The following is a 19,204-nucleotide window of genomic DNA, read 5'->3' on the forward strand; positions in this document are numbered from 1 at the left end:
AAGGATAAGCGGAAACGTTTTCCTTTGCACGAAAAATAAAGGGCGCAAATACGCCCTCGTAATTAATCAGTGAACGGAATGACTATTTCACCTGGTTTCACTTCAATGCCTTTTGCCAGTTTTTTAGCCATTGCTTCGCCTTTGCTGCCATCTTCGCGCAGGATGTAAGCCGGCTGCTGGTTAAAGTAATTGCGTAATGCCTGATTCAAATAGGGAAGTAACGTTTGCATCACGGTTTGCATTTTTTCCGGCTGCACGGTCGCGTCGACCACTTCCATCTCTTTCAGGAAGATGGCGCCTTTCTCTTTATCAAACACAGGCAACGCTTTCAGCTTCAGTTTCATGGTTGCTTTTTGGCTACCGAACAGAGAGTTCATATCCAGATTGGCGTCCCCGGTTAGGGTAACCTTATTAGGTTCTTCACGACCAATTTGGCTGGTCAGGTTTGTCAGCACTATATGGGCGTCAGCCACGCCGGGCAAACCGATATCTTTTGAGAAATTATTATGTTTCGCAAGCGACTGGTTAATCTCTTGTTCGGTGATGGTGTATTGGGTGAGTTGATTACAGCCAACGAGCAGGCCACTGACGATTAATGCAGCGGCAAATAAAAACTTGTTCATGGTAGTCCTCGACATGAAATCTGCGTCAATATCCTGACACAACGCAGCATGTGTCACCAGCGATAAACTCGCCAGCAGAAAAAACTGAAAACAGCGGCAACCCGCGAATACAGGCTGCCGCGGCAGGTCAGGATTAAATCGCCATTGATGATAGTAAATTGATTTGCGTCTGTTTAGCCATGTTATCGCGGTAATCAGCGACGCGGCTTGGCCAGTTTATTCCTGCAACCAGCGTCAGATTATGCAGCAGCGGAAAAAGTTGAATGTCATCTTCCGAAAGCTCGCCATTTACGGCGTTTGGCTTGACGATGAGTTTATCCAGTGCACGTAAATCATCGCTGATATTTTTAATTAACCCATCAGAATGAGAGAGAAGCTCGGCAAAATTACCCGCGCTGGCCTCTTTCTTGTCGATGAAGTATTTGCGTGCGGCGGGAGTAGAAAACTCATCAAAAGCTGATTTGGCAAAACGCGGCAACAGCAGTTTATTGGCATAGCCGTTGACCTTGCGCAGCCACTCTTCAATGGCGGCGGAGCGTTTACCAGTCAGTAACGGTTTGCCGTCGAGCTTATCAACATAGTGAACAATGTCCATGCTTTCTGGCATATAGCGGCTGTCATCTTTTTGCAGAATGGGAACCTGTTTTTGACCGACCATCCGGGTGGGTGTTTCTGCATCGTCGTTGAGCAGAACGTGTAATTCGACGGGGATATTTTTCAGGCCGAAAATCATGCGGGCTTTGAGGCAGTAAGGGCAGTGATCGTAAATATATAGCTTCACGTGACTCCTCCATTTGGCTGTCAGTTCACTTTCAGTATGGAGGAGTCAGGGGGGAGTATCAAATCAGGCGTCGTGTTCCAGCAACCGACGCGCGGCACGTTTATGGCTAAATTGCCAGCCCAATGCAAGGAAGGTGATGACGCCAATAACGCCCAACATCATCCACGGCAACTCCGGTTGTTGCGTGGATTTACCCAGGTCAAACAGCCAGCCGCCGCCGATATAGCCAATAGCGCCGCCTATCGCCAGGCCCAGCCGACTAAATCCCATATAACTGCCGCGCGCTCGTGCATCCGCTAACGAGGCGCTAAGAGTTTCACGCGCAGGTTCGGCAATGATCGAGCCAATATAAAACAGACAAATCAGGGTGAAAAGTTGTTGCAGGCCGCTGACCATGCCCACGGGTATCATGCTTAATGACATCACCAGTAGCCCCGCCATCAACCGGTGTTCCAGACGAAAACGCTTTTCGCTCCAGCGGGCGATAGGGTAGAGCAACGTTAACGACAGACACGCTTCGATGGCATACATCCATTTAACGGCAGAGGGCGCTCCGGCAACGTCGTTGACCATAATCGGCAGCATCAACATCACCTGCACAGCCAGCATGTAGTAGCCCGCGAGTGTCAGGACATAGGTGACAAAACGTTTATCGCGCATCACGCGGGTCATGCCTTCGCGGACTGGCGTACGTACGGTAGAGAGTTTCCATGCGGGCAACAGCCAGGCGTTAAACGCTGCACACAATACAAACAGAATTGCCCCCGTGGCGCAGACCAGGCGAAAATCGTATTGCAATAACCAACTCCCCAACAGCGCGCCAATGACCGCACCGGCACTGTCCTGCATCATCAACAGGGAGAAAAAACGGCCCCGTTGTTCCGGACGAATTAATTTCACCACCAGCGCCGAACGCGGCGGATCAAATAACGTACCGCCGAGGCCCGAGAGCAAACAAGAAAACCACAGCATCCAGGGCTCATGGGCGATGCCCATGGTGGCGAATCCGGCGGCGCGCATCAGCATACCGGTAACGATCATCGGTTTAGCGCCAAAACGGTCGGCAATAGCACCACCGAAAATGCCTAATCCTTGCTGAATGAACTGACGCAGACCGAGGGCAATACCGACCATTACGGCGGCCCAGCCCATTTGATCAACGAAGCGGATAGAGATCAGCGGGAAGACAACAAAGAACCCCAGCACGACCAGCATATTATCGACGAGAAGGAAATATTTACCCAGGTTCCTCGCCTGCGATACGCGCGACATTTCCCCTCCCGGGAAATAAAAGATGAGCACTTTCTATTCTGCATTGCTGCTAAGATTTTTCCCATCATATCGGGGACAATATTTTTTTATCAAAACGTCGCTTTGATAGAGAATTTTTATCCAATATGTGAATAATGCAGAAAATGGCATTTTGGACTTTTCACAGGCTCTGGTTGCGCAGGTATAGTAATACTTACAGCGTATTAAAGACGTTACGGGAAGGAGTAGGTATAGAATGTTTGGCTATCGCAGTAACGTGCCAAAAGTGCGCTTAACCACCGACCGACTGGTCGTGCGTCTGGTGCATGAACGTGATGCCTGGCGACTGGCTGATTATTACGCAGAGAATCGCCATTTCCTGAAGCCCTGGGAGCCGGTGCGCGATGAAAGCCACTGCTATCCTTCAGGCTGGCAGGCCAGGTTAAGCATGATTAACGAATTTCATAAACAGGGCTCAGCCTTTTACTTTGGATTATTTGATCCAGATGAGAAAGAGATTATTGGCGTAGCCAATTTTTCCAATGTGGTACGCGGCTCTTTTCACGCCTGTTATCTCGGTTATTCGATCGGACAAAAATGGCAGGGTAAAGGACTGATGTTTGAAGCTCTGACCGCCGCCATTCGCTATATGCAACGTACCCAACATATTCATCGCATTATGGCCAACTATATGCCGCACAATAAACGCAGCGGTGATTTGCTGGCGCGGTTGGGGTTTGAAAAAGAAGGCTATGCGAAAGATTATTTGTTGATTGATGGAAAATGGCGCGATCACGTACTGACGGCATTAACCACCCCGGACTGGACGCCCGGCCGCTAAGGAGAATTTCATGAAGTATCAACTTACCGCACTGGAAGCCCGTGTGATTGGCTGTTTGCTGGAAAAACAGGTGACGACGCCAGAGCAATACCCGCTTTCCGTGAATGGCGTGGTAACGGCCTGTAACCAGAAAACAAACCGTGAACCGGTAATGAATCTGAGCGAATCCGAGGTGCAGGAGCAACTGGATAATCTGGTAAAACGCCATTATCTGCGCACGGTGAGTGGCTTTGGTAATCGAGTCACCAAATATGAACAGCGTTTCTGCAACTCTGAGTTTGGTGACCTGAAACTTAGCGCCGCGGAAGTCGCATTAATTACCACCTTGTTGTTGCGCGGTGCTCAGACGCCAGGTGAACTGCGCAGTCGCGCGGCGCGGATGTATGAATTCAGCGATATGACGGAAGTAGAAACGACGCTGGAACAACTGGCTAATCGCGAAGATGGGCCTTTTGTCGTTCGTCTGGCTCGCGAACCGGGTAAACGCGAAAGCCGCTATATGCATCTTTTCAGTGGCGAGGTGGATGATCAGCCTGTGCTTACAGAAACGTCAGACGCGGTTGGCGGTGATTTACAATCCCGCGTCGAAGCCCTGGAAATCGAGGTGGCAGAACTGAAACAGCGTCTTGATTCGTTGCTGGCCCATCTGGGAGATTAACGTGAAAAAATTACGTATCGGCGTAGTGGGTTTAGGCGGCATCGCGCAAAAAGCGTGGCTGCCAGTGCTGGCAGCGGCGTCTGACTGGACGCTACAAGGGGCGTGGTCGCCAACGCGTGAGAAAGCCATCTCAATTTGTGAAAGCTGGCGCATTCCTTACGCCGATTCGTTATCTAACCTTGCCGCCAGTTGCGATGCGGTATTTGTCCACTCCAGCACCGCCAGTCATTTTGAGGTGGTCAGTGCGTTATTAAATGCAGGTGTACATGTCTGTGTCGATAAACCGCTGGCGGAAAATCTGCGCGATGCCGAGCGACTGGTTGAACTCGCAGCGCGCAAAAAACTGACATTGATGGTCGGCTTTAACCGCCGTTTCGCGCCGCTGTACTGTGAGTTAAAAACACAGCTTGCCAGCGCGTCCTCGCTAAGAATGGATAAACATCGTACCAATAGCGTCGGGCCACACGATCTTTATTTCACCTTACTGGATGATTATTTGCATGTGGTTGATACCGCGCTGTGGTTGTCTGGCGGCAATGCAACTCTCGAAAGCGGTACGCTGCTGACCAATGAGTCCGGCGAAATGCTGTTTGCCGAGCACCATTTTTCGGCAGGTCAGTTACAAATCACCACCTGTATGCATCGTCGTGCCGGAAGTCAACGTGAAGCGGTGCTGGCAGTGACTGAAGGGGCATTAATCGACATCACCGATATGCGTGAATGGCGTGAGGAGCGTGGGCAGGGCGTGGTGCATAAACCGATTCCTGGCTGGCAAAGTACCCTCGAGCAGCGTGGATTTGTCGGTTGCGCGCGCCATTTCATTGAATGCGTGCAAAATCAGACAGTTCCGCAAACCGCGGGTGAACAGGCGGTGCTGGCGCAGCGCATCGTTGATAAGATCTGGCGCGATGCGATGAGTGAATAAACCCTGTAACATCTGGCGGTAGCAATTCACCATAATCCAGGTAGACTATTCGCCTCTTTCAGCGCCTGCCTTGCAGGCGTTTTGCCCGTGGGTCTGGATTAGAACACCGATGAATTTATTAAAATCGCTGGCCGCCGTCAGCTCGATGACCATGTTTTCGCGTGTGCTTGGCTTCGCACGCGACGCTATTGTCGCCAGAATCTTTGGCGCAGGGATGGCAACCGACGCCTTTTTTGTCGCGTTCAAACTTCCTAACTTGTTACGCCGTATCTTTGCTGAAGGGGCATTCTCCCAGGCTTTCGTGCCAATTCTGGCGGAATATAAAAGCAAGCAGGGTGAAGATGCTACGCGGGTCTTTGTCTCCTATGTCTCTGGCCTGCTGACACTGGCGCTGGCGGTTGTGACGGTCGCCGGTATGCTCGCCGCGCCGTGGGTGATCATGGTAACCGCGCCGGGCTTTGCGGATACTGCCGACAAATTCGCACTTACCAGCCAGTTATTACAGATTACCTTTCCTTATATCTTATTGATTTCACTGGCATCGCTGGTGGGGGCAATTCTGAATACCTGGAACCGTTTCTCGATTCCGGCATTTGCCCCAACGTTACTCAACATCAGCATGATTGGCTTTGCGCTGTTTGCTGCGCCGTACTTTAATCCACCAGTGCTGGCGCTGGCGTGGGCAGTTACGGTGGGCGGCATCCTGCAACTGGTTTATCAGCTACCGCATCTGAAGAAGATTGGCATGTTGGTATTGCCGCGCATTAACTTCCACGATGCCGGGGCGATGCGCGTAGTGAAACAGATGGGGCCGGCGATTCTTGGCGTCTCTGTTAGCCAGATTTCCTTAATCATCAACACTATTTTTGCCTCATTTCTTGCCTCCGGCTCGGTGTCATGGATGTATTACGCCGACCGTTTGATGGAGTTCCCGTCTGGTGTACTGGGCGTGGCGCTGGGGACCATTTTGCTGCCGTCGCTGTCGAAAAGTTTTGCCAGCGGTAATCACGATGAATACAACCGTCTGATGGACTGGGGGCTGCGTCTTTGTTTCCTGCTGGCTCTGCCAAGTGCGGTGGCGCTGGGCATCCTCTCCGGTCCGTTAACTGTTTCGCTGTTCCAGTACGGTAAATTTACCGCCTTTGATGCGTTGATGACCCAGCGGGCGTTAATTGCCTACTCGGTAGGTTTGATTGGCCTGATTGTGGTGAAAGTACTGGCTCCGGGCTTTTATTCACGGCAGGACATTAAAACGCCGGTGAAAATTGCCATCGTCACGCTGATTTTGACGCAATTGATGAACCTTGCATTTATCGGCCCGTTGAAACATGCCGGGCTATCGCTTTCCATTGGTCTGGCGGCGTGTCTGAATGCTTCGCTGCTTTACTGGCAGTTGCGTAAGCAGAAAATCTTTACCCCACAACCCGGCTGGACTGCGTTTCTGCTGCGTTTACTCGTGGCGGTTCTGGTGATGTCTGGTGTGCTTTTAGGCATGTTGCATATTATGCCGGACTGGTCGTTAGGCACTATGCCCTGGCGTTTACTGCGTTTGATGGCGGTCGTTGTTGCGGGAATTGCAGCGTACTTTGCCGCACTGGCCGTGTTGGGCTTCAAAGTAAAAGAATTTGCTCGTCGTACTGCTTAACGTAGAATTCCGGCCTGCATCGCAGGCCGGAGAAAATCTTCAAATAGAAATCTTTTTACCACCGCGCCAGGGTGTTGAGGTCTGACCGTTCGCCCCGTACAGTGTCGGCTCCTGATGCGGTTTCAGCATTTCCAGTGCCTGTTGATTGCGCTCAATCTGCCCTTCCAGTAGCCAGCCGTTATGCTGATTTAACTGGCGCAATTGCTGCGTTTTCTCGGTGATTTCCTGCCAGCATTGCGCAATATCTTCACTTATTTCTGTATCCGGTGCCTGTCGACGCAGCTGTTCCAGGTAATCCAGAGTCGCCAGCATTGAGCTTTTTTGTTCTGTAATATGTTGCAACTGGCTACCGGTGAACTGCCCCATAGAGAGATGTTGCTGCTCCTGGACCATCACTATATTAAGCTCGTTAAGCACCACAGACATCTGGTTGAGAATCTCAGCAAGACGCGGCATCTGATTATTTACTCATTAAATCTTGTTGCACTTCGTTGATCAGCGCATCGGCAATTTTGCCGACATCCATTTTTAGTTCACCATTACGAATCGCCAATTTTAATGCTTCAACGCGTTCAAGATTGATATCACTGCTGCCCGGTTGCATCAGTGTTGCCTGCGCATCGCTTAACTTGACGTTAGTACTGGCGGTAGCCGTCGTTTTTGCTGCGCGGGTATTGGCTACCGGAGCGTCACTGGTTTCACGTGGCTGAACGGTGCTTACAGGCTTCAGGGGGGAAGTGCGGTCAATACTCATGGTTTATTCCTCATTGAGGGCGCTTTATCATTTGTTGCTTATTTATCGGCAATGGACGGGCAATCTTTAATAGCTTACAGGTTTATAAGAATATTCCCATCGGCATCCACTACGCCACTGACTACCTGACCCGATATCATTCTCACGCGGGCCTTTTGCGCGACGGAAGCGTTATTCAGCGCCAGACCTTCAGCATTTGCACTGAACCCATCGCCACTGGCAATCACATTAACGCGTTGTCCTGCTTTTACCCGCCAGGCCTGACGCAGCATAGTCAGCTGTATAGGTTGTTCGGGGACCAAATCGCGCAGGCTAACCGCATCAACCAGTTGATTAGCATCCAGAACGGTACGCGGCGGTAGTGTATCCAGTCTGCCGCGTTTAAGTTTTACACTGCCTGCGTCAAGCTTTCCCCCACGCACAACCGGCATTGCTGCAACAACATAATTCCCTGTCGCCTGTACATTCACTTGCACGTAATGCTTATCGTTGCCACAGCGAGCCAGCACATTCACATTGCCCCACAGGCGGGCGTTATTAGTCATGGAAAGCAACGGCTGTTCGCATGGCGGCAATAAATTGGGTGCAGTACGAATAGAGACGTGGACCTCATCACTTAGCCCTGCCAGTTGTGCAACGAAAAAGGTTTGCAATTGTGAGGGGAAATCGCCAGCCGCACTAAGTGGGCTGAACAACATCGTGATGATCGCCACACAGCGCATTATTGTCAGCATTTTTGCCCCCGGCCATTTTCACAGCCTGAATTGTACCCGTACGCAATGACCATCAACGGCATAAATAGCAACCCATTTTGCTTTTATTCCGCCGATAACGCGCGCGTAAAGCCTTTAAGCTGACGGCAGAATTTTGATATCTGCGGAGGAGATATGCTCGATAAGCTCGACGCCGCCTTACGTTTTCAGCAAGAGGCACTCAATCTGCGCGCCCAGCGTCAGGAAGTGCTGGCGGCAAATATCGCCAATGCCGATACCCCTGGTTATCAGGCGCGCGATATGGATTTTGCCAGTGAACTTAAAAAAGTGATGCAGCGCGGGAGAGATGAAACCAGCGTGGTCGCGCTGACGTTGACCTCGTCGCAGCATATTCCAGCACAGGCGTTGTCACCTCCTGCCACAGAATTGCAATACCGTATTCCGGACCAGCCTTCACTGGACGGCAATACCGTGGATATGGATCGCGAACGCACCCAGTTTGCCGATAACAGCCTGCAATACCAGATGAGCCTTAGCGCGTTGAGCGGGCAAATCAAAGGCATGATGAACGTATTACAAAGCGGAAATTAACGGATGGCACTGCTGAATATTTTTGATATCGCCGGATCGGCGTTAACCGCTCAGTCTCAGCGTCTGAACGTGGCTGCCAGCAACCTGGCCAACGCCGACAGCGTGACGGGGCCAGATGGTCAGCCGTACCGGGCAAAACAGGTGGTGTTCCAGGTGAACGCCGCGCCAGGGGCTGCGACGGGCGGAGTCAAAGTGGCTGACGTGATTGAAAGCCAGGCCCCGGAAAAACTGGTCTATGAACCGGGTAATCCGCTGGCGGACGCGAAGGGCTACGTGAAAATGCCAAACGTCGATGTGGTAGGCGAGATGGTTAACACCATGTCGGCGTCGCGCAGCTATCAGGCCAACGTTGAAGTACTCAATACGGTGAAAAGCATGATGCTGAAAACCCTCACGCTCGGTCAATAAAGGAGAAAGCCATGTCCATTGCGGTAACCACCACCGATCCGACAAATACCGGCGTCAGCACTACCAGCAGTAGTTCGATTACGGGCAGTAACGCCGCCGATTTACAGAGCAGCTTTCTGACTTTGCTGGTGGCGCAACTGAAAAACCAGGATCCGACCAATCCAATGGAAAACAACGAGCTGACGTCACAACTGGCGCAAATCAGCACGGTCAGCGGGATTGAAAAGCTCAACACCACACTCGGTTCGATTTCCGGGCAGATTGATAACAGCCAGTCACTACAGGCCAGCAACCTGATTGGTCACGGCGTGATGATCCCCGGCACCACCATTCTTGCCGGTACTGGCAGTGAAGAAGGGGCGGTGACCACCACCACGCCGTTTGGTGTTGAGCTGCAACAGGCTGCAGATAAAGTAACCGCAACCATAACCGATAAAAATGGCGCAGTTGTGCGCACCATTGATATTGGTGAGCTCAGCGCCGGAGTCCACAGTTTCACCTGGGACGGCACGTTGACTGATGGTACGACCGCGCCGAACGGTTCTTATAACGTGGCAATTAGTGCCAGCAACGGCGGTACGCAGTTGGTTGCCCAGCCATTGCAGTTTGCGCTGGTACAGGGCGTGATTCGCGGCAATAACGGTAACACGCTGGATCTCGGCACTTACGGCACCACCACCCTCGACGAAGTACGGCAGATAATTTAAGCCTTCACATTTCAGGAGTCAGTCATGGCCTTTTCTCAAGCGGTTAGCGGATTAAACGCTGCTGCCACCAATCTCGATGTCATTGGCAACAATATCGCCAACTCCGCCACCTATGGCTTTAAATCCGGCACGGCTTCTTTTGCTGATATGTTTGCTGGTTCGAAAGTGGGACTGGGAGTAAAAGTTGCAGGCATCACTCAGGATTTTACCGATGGCACTACCACAAATACTGGTCGTGGGCTGGACGTTGCTATCAGCCAGAACGGTTTTTTCCGTCTGGTAGACAGTAACGGTTCGGTGTTTTACAGCCGTAACGGACAATTCAAACTGGATGAAAACCGTAACCTTGTGAATATGCAAGGTTTACAGTTGACTGGGTATCCGGCAACCGGTACGCCTCCGACCATCCAGCAAGGGGCGAATCCGGGCAATATTTCGATTCCAAATACCTTGATGGCGGCGAAGACCACGACCACGGCGTCCATGCAGATTAACCTTAACTCCAGTGATACGCTTCCTACCGTTACGCCATTCAGCGCCAGTGATGCCGATAGCTATAACAAAAAAGGTTCGGTAACGGTGTATGACAGTCAGGGTAATGCCCATGACATGAGCGTCTACTTTGTGAAGACGCAAGATAATACCTGGGATGTTTACACCCAGGATAGTAGTGCTCCAAACAGCATTGCAACGATAGCGACAACACTGGAATTTGATGCCAATGGTGTTCTGAAGTCGGATCCAACAAAGGATATTACCACTGGCGCGATTAACGGCGCGGATCCTGCGACATTCTCCCTCAGCTTCCTCAACTCTATGCAGCAAAACACCGGCGCTAACAATATTGTGGCAACCACCCAGAACGGTTACAAACCGGGCGATCTGGTGAGTTATCAAATCAACGATGACGGCACGGTAGTCGGGAACTATTCGAACGAACAAACCCAATTGCTGGGGCAGATTGTGCTGGCCAACTTTGCCAACAACGAAGGGCTGGCATCAGAGGGGGACAACGTCTGGTCTGCAACGCAATCTTCTGGTGTAGCGCTGCTGGGAACCGCCGGGACCGGCAATTTTGGCGCACTGACCAACGGCGCCCTGGAAGCGTCCAACGTCGATCTCAGCAAAGAACTGGTCAATATGATTGTCGCCCAGCGTAACTATCAGTCTAACGCCCAGACCATCAAAACTCAGGATCAGATCCTCAACACGCTGGTTAACTTACGCTAATTGCTGACGGGATAGCTCGATGGATCACGCAATCTATACCGCGATGGGCGCCGCCAGCCAGACGCTGAATCAACAGGCGGTGACCGCCAGCAATCTGGCGAATGCCTCCACGCCCGGTTTTCGCGCGCAGTTAAACGCCTTGCGCGCAGTGCCGGTGGAAGGGCTTTCTCTGCCCACACGCACTCTGGTGACGGCATCTACGCCAGGTGCAGATATGACGTCCGGCAAGATGGATTACACCTCGCGCCCCCTGGATGTTGCGTTGCAGCAGGATGGCTGGCTGGCCGTGCAGACCGCTGACGGCAGCGAAGGGTATACGCGTAATGGCAGCATTCAGGTTGATCCCGGTGGACAACTGACGATTCAGGGGTATCCGGTGATTGGCGAGGCGGGGCCGATTGCCGTGCCGGAAGGGGCGGAAATTACTATCGCCGCCGATGGCACCATTTCGGCGCTCAATCCGGGCGATCCGGCAAATACCGTTGCGCCAGTAGGACGGTTGAAACTGGTGAAAGCCATGGACAGTGAAGTGCAGCGTGGTGATGATGGGATCTTTCGTTTGAGTGCGGAAAGTCAGGCCACGCGTGGTCCGGTGTTACAGGCTGACCCGACGTTACGGGTGATGTCGGGCGTGCTGGAAGGTAGCAACGTTAATGCCGTTTCGGCAATGAGCGACATGATTGCCAGTGCGCGGCGTTTTGAAATGCAGATGAAAGTAATAAGCAGCGTCGATGATAACGCTGGTCGCGCCAACCAACTGCTGTCGATGAGTTAATTGAAAGGATACATGACAAACATAAGTTGCCCGACGGGCCTGCGGGATGATTCGCAATTTATTGATTTTGCGAGCTCTTGTAGGCCGGATAAGGCGTGTACGCCGCATCCGGCAAGAAGACATATGCGATTTGTCAGCAATCCACTACAGGACATTTTATGATCAGTTCATTATGGATCGCCAAAACGGGCCTTGACGCCCAGCAAACCAATATGGACGTCATTGCCAACAACCTGGCAAACGTCAGTACCAATGGTTTCAAGCGCCAGCGGGCGGTGTTTGAAGATTTACTTTATCAAACTATTCGCCAGCCTGGCGCGCAGTCTTCCGAACAAACTACCTTGCCATCCGGGTTACAAATCGGTACGGGAGTACGTCCGGTCGCCACTGAACGCTTACACAGCCAGGGCAACCTGTCGCAAACCAATAACAGCAAAGATGTGGCGATTAAAGGGCAGGGCTTTTTCCAGGTCATGCTGCCGGATGGCTCATCAGCCTATACCCGCGACGGCTCTTTCCAGGTGGATCAGAACGGACAACTGGTGACGGCGGGCGGTTTTCAGGTGCAGCCAGCAATCACCATTCCGGCGAATGCGTTAAGTATTACCATTGGTCGTGATGGCGTGGTCAGCGTTACCCAGCAAGGCCAGGCTGCTCCGGTTCAGGTTGGACAACTCAATCTCACCACTTTTATGAACGACACTGGCCTGGAGAGCATTGGCGAAAACCTCTACACCGAAACACAATCCTCCGGCGCACCGAACGAAAGCACGCCAGGTCTGAACGGCGCTGGGCTGTTGTATCAAGGATATGTTGAAACGTCTAACGTCAACGTAGCGGAGGAACTGGTCAACATGATTCAGGTACAGCGCGCCTACGAAATCAACAGTAAAGCGGTATCCACCACCGACCAGATGCTGCAAAAACTGACGCAACTCTAAAGCATACCGGTAGGGCAACTTACCGGTTTATTGATTTTTGAAGATGATAGCCATGCGAAAAAAATACGGCATTTCCACCTTGTTGGTGCTTTCACTGACCGGCTGCGCCTGGATCCCGTCCCCCCCGCTGGTGCAGGGGGTGACCACGGCACAACCTGTACCCGGCCCGACGCCCGTCGCCAATGGTTCCATTTTTCAGTCTGCTCAGCCGATTAATTATGGCTATCAGCCGTTATTTGAAGATCGCCGACCACGCAATATCGGCGATACGCTGACTATTGTGTTGCAGGAGAATGTCAGCGCCAGCAAGAGTTCGTCTGCTAATGCCAGCCGCGACGGAAAAACCAACTTCGGGTTTGATACTGTGCCGCGCTATTTGCAAGGGCTGTTTGGTAATGCCCGTGCCGATGTCGATGCCTCTGGCGGTAATAGCTTCAATGGTAAAGGCGGGGCGAATGCCAGCAATACCTTTAGCGGTACCTTGACCGTGACGGTTGATCAGGTGCTGGTCAACGGCAACCTGCATGTGGTGGGCGAAAAACAGATAGCCATTAATCAGGGTACGGAATTTATTCGTTTCTCCGGCGTGGTCAATCCACGCACTATCAGTGGCAGCAACACTGTACCGTCAACCCAGGTGGCAGACGCGCGTATTGAGTACGTTGGCAATGGCTACATTAACGAAGCACAAAACATGGGCTGGTTACAGCGTTTCTTCCTTAACCTGTCTCCAATGTAAGTGAGGCTGTGGTGATTAAATTTCTCTCTGTATTCATTCTTCTGCTGGTAGCGACCGTTGCACAGGCTGACCGCATCCGCGATCTCACCAGCGTACAGGGCGTACGACAAAACTCGCTGATTGGTTATGGTCTTGTTGTTGGCCTTGACGGTACGGGCGACCAGACAACCCAGACGCCGTTTACCACTCAAACGCTTAATAACATGCTCTCACAGTTGGGAATTACCGTTCCGACTGGCACCAATATGCAGCTAAAAAACGTCGCTGCGGTAATGGTGACGGCGTCACTTCCGCCGTTTGGACGCCAGGGGCAAACCATCGATGTGGTGGTTTCTTCCATGGGTAATGCCAAAAGCTTGCGTGGCGGTACGTTGTTGATGACACCGCTTAAGGGCGTCGACAGCCAGGTTTATGCGCTGGCGCAGGGCAATATTCTGGTCGGAGGCGCGGGGGCATCGGCGGGTGGCAGCAGTGTTCAGGTTAACCAACTGAATGGCGGGCGGATCACCAACGGTGCGATTATTGAGCGCGAATTGCCCAGCCAATTCGGCGCTGGCAATACCCTCAATTTGCAGCTAAATGACGAAGACTTCGCGATGGCGCAGCAGATCGCCGATACCATCAACCGCACCCGAGGATTCGGCAGTGCCACGGCGTTAGATGCCCGAACTATTCAGGTTCGCGTGCCGAACGGTAATAGTTCCCAGGTGCGTTTCCTTGCCGATATCCAGAATATGCAGGTCAATGTCACCCCGCAGGACGCCAAAGTAGTGATTAACTCGCGCACCGGTTCGGTGGTGATGAATCGTGAAGTGACCCTCGACAGCTGCGCGGTGGCGCAGGGCAATCTCTCGGTTACGGTAAATCGTCAGGCCAATGTCAGCCAACCAGATACGCCGTTTGGTGGCGGGCAGACCGTGGTAACGCCACAAACACAGATCGACTTACGCCAGAGCGGCGGTTCGCTGCAAAGCGTGCGTTCCAGCGCCAGCCTCAATAACGTGGTGCGCGCGCTCAACGCCTTGGGAGCCACCCCGATGGATTTAATGTCCATACTGCAATCTATGCAAAGCGCGGGATGTCTGCGGGCAAAACTGGAAATCATCTGATGATTAGCGACAGCAAACTGCTGGCGAGCGCCGCCTGGGATGCACAATCACTTAACTATCTGAAAGCGAAAGCGGGCGAAGATCCAGCAGCAAATATTCGCCCGGTAGCTCGCCAGGTGGAAGGGATGTTTGTGCAGATGATGCTAAAAAGCATGCGTGAAGCCTTACCGAAAGATGGCCTGTTCAGCAGCGAGAATACCCGGCTCTACACCAGCATGTATGACCAGCAGATAGCCCAACAGATGACAGCAGGCAAAGGTCTGGGACTTGCGGAGATGATGGTAAAACAGATGACGCCAGAGCAGCCATTGTCCGCAGAAGAAATGCCTGCAGGACCGATGAAATTTCCACTTGAAACAGTGATGAGTTTTCAAAATAAAGCGCTCAAGCAGATGGTGCAAAAAGCTTTACCGCACAATTTCGATGCTTTGTTGCCTGGTGACAGCAAAGCGTTCCTTGCACAGCTCTCGCAGCCAGCTCAATTGGCAAGTCAGCAAAGCGGTGTGCCACATCACCTGATCCTCGCCCAGGCTGCACTGGAATCAGGCTGGGGACAACGACAAATTCGTCGCGAAAATGGCGAGCCGAGCTACAACGTGTTTGGCGTAAAAGCGTCAGGTAACTGGAAGGGGCCAGTTACTGAAATCACTACTACCGAATATGAAAACGGCGAAGCGAAGAAAGTTAAGGCGAAGTTTCGTGTTTACAGTTCTTATTTCGAAGCATTGTCAGATTACGTTGGGCTGTTAACCCGTAATCCACGCTACGCCGCCGTGACTCGCGCTGCCAGCGCCGAGTTGGGGGCGCAGGCATTACAGGACGCGGGCTATGCTACCGATCCTGAGTATGCCCGCAAACTCACCAATATGATTCAGCAATTGAAATCGGTAAGCGACAAGGTGAGCAAAACCTACAGTATGAGTATCGATAATCTGTTCTGAATAATTCAAGTCCGGCGGGTGTCTGCCGATAATGCTCTGTAATTGAAGGCTTACAAGGAACCTCCATGTCCAGCTTGATTAATAACGCCATGAGCGGGCTTAACGCTGCCCAGGCGGCGTTAAATACGGCGAGTAATAATATTTCCAGCTATAACGTTGCCGGATATACCCGACAAACCACCATTATGGCGCAGGCTAACAGTACGTTAGGTGCGGGCGGTTGGGGAGGCAATGGCGTCTATGTTTCTGGCGTGCAGCGTGAATACGATGCGTTTATTACCAATCAGTTACGTGCGGCTCAGACCCAGAGTAGCGGCCTGACTTCCCGTTATGAGCAAATGTCGAAAATCGACAATATGCTCTCTGGCAGCACCACGTCGCTGGCAACGCAAATGCAGGACTTCTTTACCAGTTTGCAAACGCTGGTCAGTAACGCAGAAGATCCGGCTGCGCGGCAGGCGCTGATTGGCAAGGCGGAAGGTCTGGTAAATCAGTTTAAAACCACCGACCAGTATCTGCGCGACCAGGACAAACAGGTCAATATCGCGATAGGTGCCAGCGTCGACCAGATCAATAATTATGCCAAACAAATCGCCAGCCTGAACGATCAGATCTCCCGTTTAACAGGCGTGGGAGCAGGGGCTTCACCCAACGATCTCCTTGATCAACGCGATCAACTGGTGAGTGAATTAAACCAGATCGTTGGTGTTGAGGTCAGCGTTCAGGATGGCGGTACTTACAATATCACCATGGCCAATGGGTATTCGCTGGTTCAGGGCAGTTCGGCACGTCAGCTTGCAGCAGTCCCATCCAGTGCCGATCCTTCTCGTACGACAGTCGCTTATGTTGATGGGACGGCGGAAAATATCGAGATCCCAGAGAAATTGCTGAATACGGGGTCACTGGGCGGCATTCTGACATTTCGTTCTCAGGACCTGGACCAGACGCGTAATACGCTCGGGCAACTGGCGCTGGCATTTGCTGAGGCTTTCAATGCCCAACATAACAAGGGGTATGATGCCAATGGTAAAGAAGGGGAGGATTTCTTTGCTATTGGTAAGCCCGCTGTTCTGGAAAATAGCAAAAACAAAGGAAGCTCCGCGATCGGTGCTACGGTAACCGATAGTTCCGCTGTGCTGGCGACAGATTACAAAATCTCGTTCAAAGATAATCAGTGGCAGGTCACCCGTCTGGCCAGCAATACCACTTTTACGGTGGTGCCGGATGCCGACGGTAAAGTCTCATTTGATGGTCTGGAACTGACCTTCACCGGAACGCCAAAACCAAACGACAGCTTCACGTTGAAACCGGTAAGCGATGCCATCGTCAATATGGATGTACTAATCACTGACGAAGCGAAAATCGCCATGGCCAGCGACGAAACTGCCGGTGAAAGCGACAACCGCAATGGTCAGGCGCTGCTGGATTTGCAAACTAATGGCAAAACGGTCGGCGGGGGGAAATCCTTTAACGATGCCTATGCCTCGTTGGTTAGCGATATCGGGAATAAAACCGCCACGTTGAAAACCAGCAGCACTACTCAAAGTAATGTGGTGACGCAACTTTCTAATCAGCAGCAGTCTATCTCTGGCGTCAATCTCGACGAAGAGTACGGCAATCTGCAACGTTTTCAGCAGTATTATCTGGCCAATGCACAGGTTCTGCAGACGGCGAATGCCATTTTTGATGCGCTGATTAACATTCGCTAAGGGGAGATAAGATGCGTTTCAGTACCCAGATGATGTACCAGCAAAATATGCGTGGTATTACCAATTCTCAGGCGGAATGGATGAAGTACGGCGAACAGATGTCGACGGGTAAGCGAGTCGTTAACCCTTCTGACGATCCCATTGCAGCATCACAAGCCGTAGTTCTCTCCCAGGCGCAGGCGCAAAACAGCCAGTACACACTGGCGCGGACTTTTGCAACCCAAAAGGTGTCGCTGGAAGAAAGCGTGCTTGGCCAGGTGACGACGGCAATCCAGAATGCCCAGGAAAAAATTGTTTATGCCAGCAACGGCACGTTAAGTGACGATGACCGGGCATCGTTGGCAACGGATATTCAGGGGATCCGCGACCAGTTGTTAAATCTGGCGAATACCACGGATGGGAACGGGCGCTACATTTTTGCCGGTTATAAAACAGAATCCGCGCCGTTTAGTGAAGCTGACGGTGATTATGTCGGCGGAACAGAAAGTATTAAGCAGCAGGTCGATGCCTCTCGCTCAATGGTGATAGGGCATACCGGTGACAAAATTTTCAACAGTATCACCAGCAACGCGGTAGCGGAACCTGACGGTAGCGATTCTGAAACTAACCTGTTTGCTATGCTGGATAGCGCCATCGCGGCGCTAAAAACGCCAGTCGCGGATAGCGAAGCGGATAAAGAAACTGCCGCTGCGGCATTGGATAAAACCAACCGTGGCCTGAAAAACTCACTGAATAATGTCCTGACCGTACGTGCTGAACTCGGCACGCAACTGAATGAACTGGAGTCGCTGGATTCATTAGGTAGCGATCGCGCTTTAGGGCAAACGCAGCAGATGAGTGATCTGGTTGATGTGGACTGGAATGCAACTATTTCCTCTTACATCATGCAGCAAACGGCATTGCAGGCGTCGTACAAAGCATTTACCGATATGCAGGGATTGTCACTCTTCCAACTCAACAAATAAGCTCGCTTTAAAACATATCATGAAACTGGGTATGTTTTGTCTGCCTGCTCTGGGATCGCCGGGGCGGCATTTTTTTGCTATGAGGCATAAAGAACTATTACAGACATGCCTGCAAATCAGCCAATGTTGCCATCAGTATCATAGAATCGACAGGTGACGGCTCAAAACCCACTCGCAGATAAAACTCGCGGGCCTGGTCTGATAACGCATGGACCAACATTCCGCGAATACCAATGACTTCAGCTGCCTGTAGTACTCGTAGACCGGCATCTCTGACCATCGCGCGACCGATACCCTGACCCTGTAATGATTTATCTATTGCCAAACGACCAAGTACTACAACAGGGATCGGTTCTGGCATATTACGGCGAAATCGTCCTGTTGCGACATGCATTTCGACGGCGCTTGAGGCAAGCGAATAATAAGCCAAAACGTTGCTATGAGTATCACAGCCAACAAATGTACGTGATGCACCTGCAAGCTGATTTTTTAGGGCCCTCTGCTTTAGCCAGTTATCCATCGTTTCTACCCCCGAGCAAAAAGAGATGAATTGATGCTTTGCCTGGAGTGGTTCGGGGGCCTGAATCATTTTTTCTGTTCCCACGGCGCGGGTGTTTGCATGGTTTTGCGTAATGCAGAATTGGGCGCGGGTGGCTGATCCAGCCGATTCAAAAATAGCTGATAATCATCAGAATCCATCCTGAAAATTCGCTGCTCAATGAGCGCCTCTTCAGCTGCGGCTCTGGCGGCCTCAAGGACAAATTCGGTGCGATTTTTTCCTCGGGCTTTAGCGGCCCGGTCGATAAGATCGCGTTCTGCGGGTTTTATGCGCAGATTTAAAGATTCGCGCCTGGCTGGAATGTTGTTGGCGGCTGGCATAAAAAAATCCTTCAGCTTT

23 protein-coding genes are annotated in these 19,204 nt (G+C 51.8%); 15 read left to right on the forward strand and 8 right to left on the reverse strand.

The genetic code is table 11. The annotated features are described in order from the left end of the window. Positions 1 to 62: 62 nt before the first annotated feature. The 3 genes from FEK47_RS05330 to mdtH all read right to left on the reverse strand — a co-directional run bounded on the left by FEK47_RS05330 (position 63) and on the right by mdtH (position 2,676). On the reverse strand, positions 63 to 623 hold the full coding sequence (locus FEK47_RS05330; protein ID WP_064528527.1) for a lipoprotein: 561 nt from the start codon (positions 621 to 623) through the stop codon (positions 63 to 65). A 133-nt stretch (positions 624 to 756) separates the two neighbouring features. Further along, entirely contained in the window at positions 757 to 1,404 is a 648-nt protein-coding gene (grxB, locus tag FEK47_RS05335; protein ID WP_135486304.1) for a glutaredoxin 2, read from the reverse strand. Between the two features lie 63 nt (positions 1,405 to 1,467). Beyond that, positions 1,468 to 2,676 carry a multidrug efflux MFS transporter MdtH gene (gene mdtH / locus FEK47_RS05340; protein WP_135406377.1) on the reverse strand — a complete coding sequence of 403 codons (1,209 nt, stop codon included), beginning with the start codon at positions 2,674 to 2,676 and terminating at the stop codon, positions 1,468 to 1,470. A gap of 235 nt (positions 2,677 to 2,911) precedes the next feature. On the opposite strand from mdtH, the gene rimJ reads away from it, so the two are divergent. The 4 genes from rimJ (at position 2,912) to murJ (ending at position 6,724) form a co-directional block, all read left to right on the forward strand. Further along, the gene (gene rimJ / locus FEK47_RS05345) at positions 2,912 to 3,496 is read left to right on the forward strand and encodes a ribosomal protein S5-alanine N-acetyltransferase (protein ID WP_130205501.1); all 585 of its coding nucleotides are present in this window, start codon (positions 2,912 to 2,914) and stop codon (positions 3,494 to 3,496) included. 10 nt (positions 3,497 to 3,506) lie between these two features. Further along, positions 3,507 to 4,154: a YceH family protein gene (locus FEK47_RS05350; RefSeq protein ID WP_064528533.1), complete on the forward strand. Its 648-nt coding sequence runs from the start codon at positions 3,507 to 3,509 to the stop codon at positions 4,152 to 4,154. Position 4,155: 1 nt separating this feature from the next. After that, positions 4,156 to 5,079, forward strand: coding sequence for a Gfo/Idh/MocA family oxidoreductase (locus FEK47_RS05355; protein WP_130215874.1), 924 nt, complete (start codon positions 4,156 to 4,158; stop codon positions 5,077 to 5,079). Between the two features lie 109 nt (positions 5,080 to 5,188). Further along, positions 5,189 to 6,724 (forward strand): murein biosynthesis integral membrane protein MurJ, encoded by a 1,536-nt coding sequence (murJ, locus tag FEK47_RS05360; RefSeq protein ID WP_130205507.1) that lies wholly within the window; start codon positions 5,189 to 5,191, stop codon positions 6,722 to 6,724. Between the two features lie 39 nt (positions 6,725 to 6,763). Here the strand turns inward: murJ and flgN are convergent, their stop codons facing one another. From flgN to flgA, 3 genes are all read right to left on the reverse strand, one after another. After that, positions 6,764 to 7,180 carry a flagella biosynthesis chaperone FlgN gene (gene flgN, locus FEK47_RS05365; RefSeq protein ID WP_130205509.1) on the reverse strand — a complete coding sequence of 139 codons (417 nt, stop codon included), beginning with the start codon at positions 7,178 to 7,180 and terminating at the stop codon, positions 6,764 to 6,766. A 4-nt stretch (positions 7,181 to 7,184) separates the two neighbouring features. Next, positions 7,185 to 7,478, reverse strand: coding sequence for a flagellar biosynthesis anti-sigma factor FlgM (gene flgM, locus FEK47_RS05370; RefSeq protein WP_130205511.1), 294 nt, complete (start codon positions 7,476 to 7,478; stop codon positions 7,185 to 7,187). Between the two features lie 74 nt (positions 7,479 to 7,552). After that, entirely contained in the window at positions 7,553 to 8,212 is a 660-nt protein-coding gene (flgA, locus tag FEK47_RS05375; RefSeq protein ID WP_135486303.1) for a flagellar basal body P-ring formation chaperone FlgA, read from the reverse strand. Between the two features lie 153 nt (positions 8,213 to 8,365). Between flgA and flgB the strand changes: the two genes are divergently transcribed. The 11 genes from flgB to flgL all read left to right on the forward strand — a co-directional run bounded on the left by flgB (position 8,366) and on the right by flgL (position 18,306). Further along, positions 8,366 to 8,782: a flagellar basal body rod protein FlgB gene (gene flgB, locus FEK47_RS05380; RefSeq protein WP_130216143.1), complete on the forward strand. Its 417-nt coding sequence runs from the start codon at positions 8,366 to 8,368 to the stop codon at positions 8,780 to 8,782. Positions 8,783 to 8,785: 3 nt separating this feature from the next. Continuing rightward, a complete protein-coding gene (flgC, locus tag FEK47_RS05385) occupies positions 8,786 to 9,190 on the forward strand; it encodes a flagellar basal body rod protein FlgC (RefSeq protein WP_135486302.1) in 405 nt (134 codons plus the stop codon). Between the two features lie 11 nt (positions 9,191 to 9,201). Further along, positions 9,202 to 9,897, forward strand: a complete 696-nt coding sequence (gene flgD, locus FEK47_RS05390) for a flagellar hook assembly protein FlgD (protein ID WP_064528545.1) — start codon at positions 9,202 to 9,204, stop codon at positions 9,895 to 9,897. A 24-nt stretch (positions 9,898 to 9,921) separates the two neighbouring features. After that, a complete protein-coding gene (gene flgE / locus FEK47_RS05395; RefSeq protein ID WP_135486301.1) occupies positions 9,922 to 11,127 on the forward strand; it encodes a flagellar hook protein FlgE in 1,206 nt (401 codons plus the stop codon). Positions 11,128 to 11,146: 19 nt separating this feature from the next. Next, positions 11,147 to 11,902: a flagellar basal-body rod protein FlgF gene (gene flgF / locus FEK47_RS05400; RefSeq protein ID WP_135486300.1), complete on the forward strand. Its 756-nt coding sequence runs from the start codon at positions 11,147 to 11,149 to the stop codon at positions 11,900 to 11,902. Positions 11,903 to 12,060: 158 nt separating this feature from the next. Continuing rightward, positions 12,061 to 12,843: a flagellar basal-body rod protein FlgG gene (gene flgG, locus FEK47_RS05405; RefSeq protein ID WP_000625837.1), complete on the forward strand. Its 783-nt coding sequence runs from the start codon at positions 12,061 to 12,063 to the stop codon at positions 12,841 to 12,843. A 43-nt stretch (positions 12,844 to 12,886) separates the two neighbouring features. Continuing rightward, a complete protein-coding gene (gene flgH / locus FEK47_RS05410) occupies positions 12,887 to 13,582 on the forward strand; it encodes a flagellar basal body L-ring protein FlgH (RefSeq protein WP_135486299.1) in 696 nt (231 codons plus the stop codon). Between the two features lie 11 nt (positions 13,583 to 13,593). After that, positions 13,594 to 14,691, forward strand: a complete 1,098-nt coding sequence (flgI, locus tag FEK47_RS05415) for a flagellar basal body P-ring protein FlgI (RefSeq protein ID WP_130258293.1) — start codon at positions 13,594 to 13,596, stop codon at positions 14,689 to 14,691. Beyond that, entirely contained in the window at positions 14,691 to 15,632 is a 942-nt protein-coding gene (gene flgJ, locus FEK47_RS05420) for a flagellar assembly peptidoglycan hydrolase FlgJ (protein WP_135486298.1), read from the forward strand. The genes flgI and flgJ overlap by 1 nt, the downstream gene beginning before the upstream one ends. A 65-nt stretch (positions 15,633 to 15,697) precedes the next feature. Next, the gene (flgK, locus tag FEK47_RS05425) at positions 15,698 to 17,341 is read left to right on the forward strand and encodes a flagellar hook-associated protein FlgK (RefSeq protein ID WP_135486297.1); all 1,644 of its coding nucleotides are present in this window, start codon (positions 15,698 to 15,700) and stop codon (positions 17,339 to 17,341) included. Between the two features lie 11 nt (positions 17,342 to 17,352). Continuing rightward, positions 17,353 to 18,306 (forward strand): flagellar hook-associated protein FlgL, encoded by a 954-nt coding sequence (gene flgL / locus FEK47_RS05430; RefSeq protein WP_130215892.1) that lies wholly within the window; start codon positions 17,353 to 17,355, stop codon positions 18,304 to 18,306. A 97-nt stretch (positions 18,307 to 18,403) separates the two neighbouring features. Here the strand turns inward: flgL and FEK47_RS05435 are convergent, their stop codons facing one another. Next, complete coding sequence (locus FEK47_RS05435; RefSeq protein WP_135486296.1) at positions 18,404 to 18,895, reverse strand: GNAT family N-acetyltransferase; 492 nt, start codon at positions 18,893 to 18,895, stop codon at positions 18,404 to 18,406. Continuing rightward, positions 18,892 to 19,185: a DUF1778 domain-containing protein gene (locus FEK47_RS05440; RefSeq protein ID WP_130205535.1), complete on the reverse strand. Its 294-nt coding sequence runs from the start codon at positions 19,183 to 19,185 to the stop codon at positions 18,892 to 18,894. Before FEK47_RS05440 ends, FEK47_RS05435 begins: the two co-directional genes overlap by 4 nt. Positions 19,186 to 19,204 lie beyond the last annotated feature (19 nt).

This window comes from Escherichia sp. E3659 (assembly GCF_005781135.1).
Classification (GTDB): domain Bacteria; phylum Pseudomonadota; class Gammaproteobacteria; order Enterobacterales; family Enterobacteriaceae; genus Escherichia.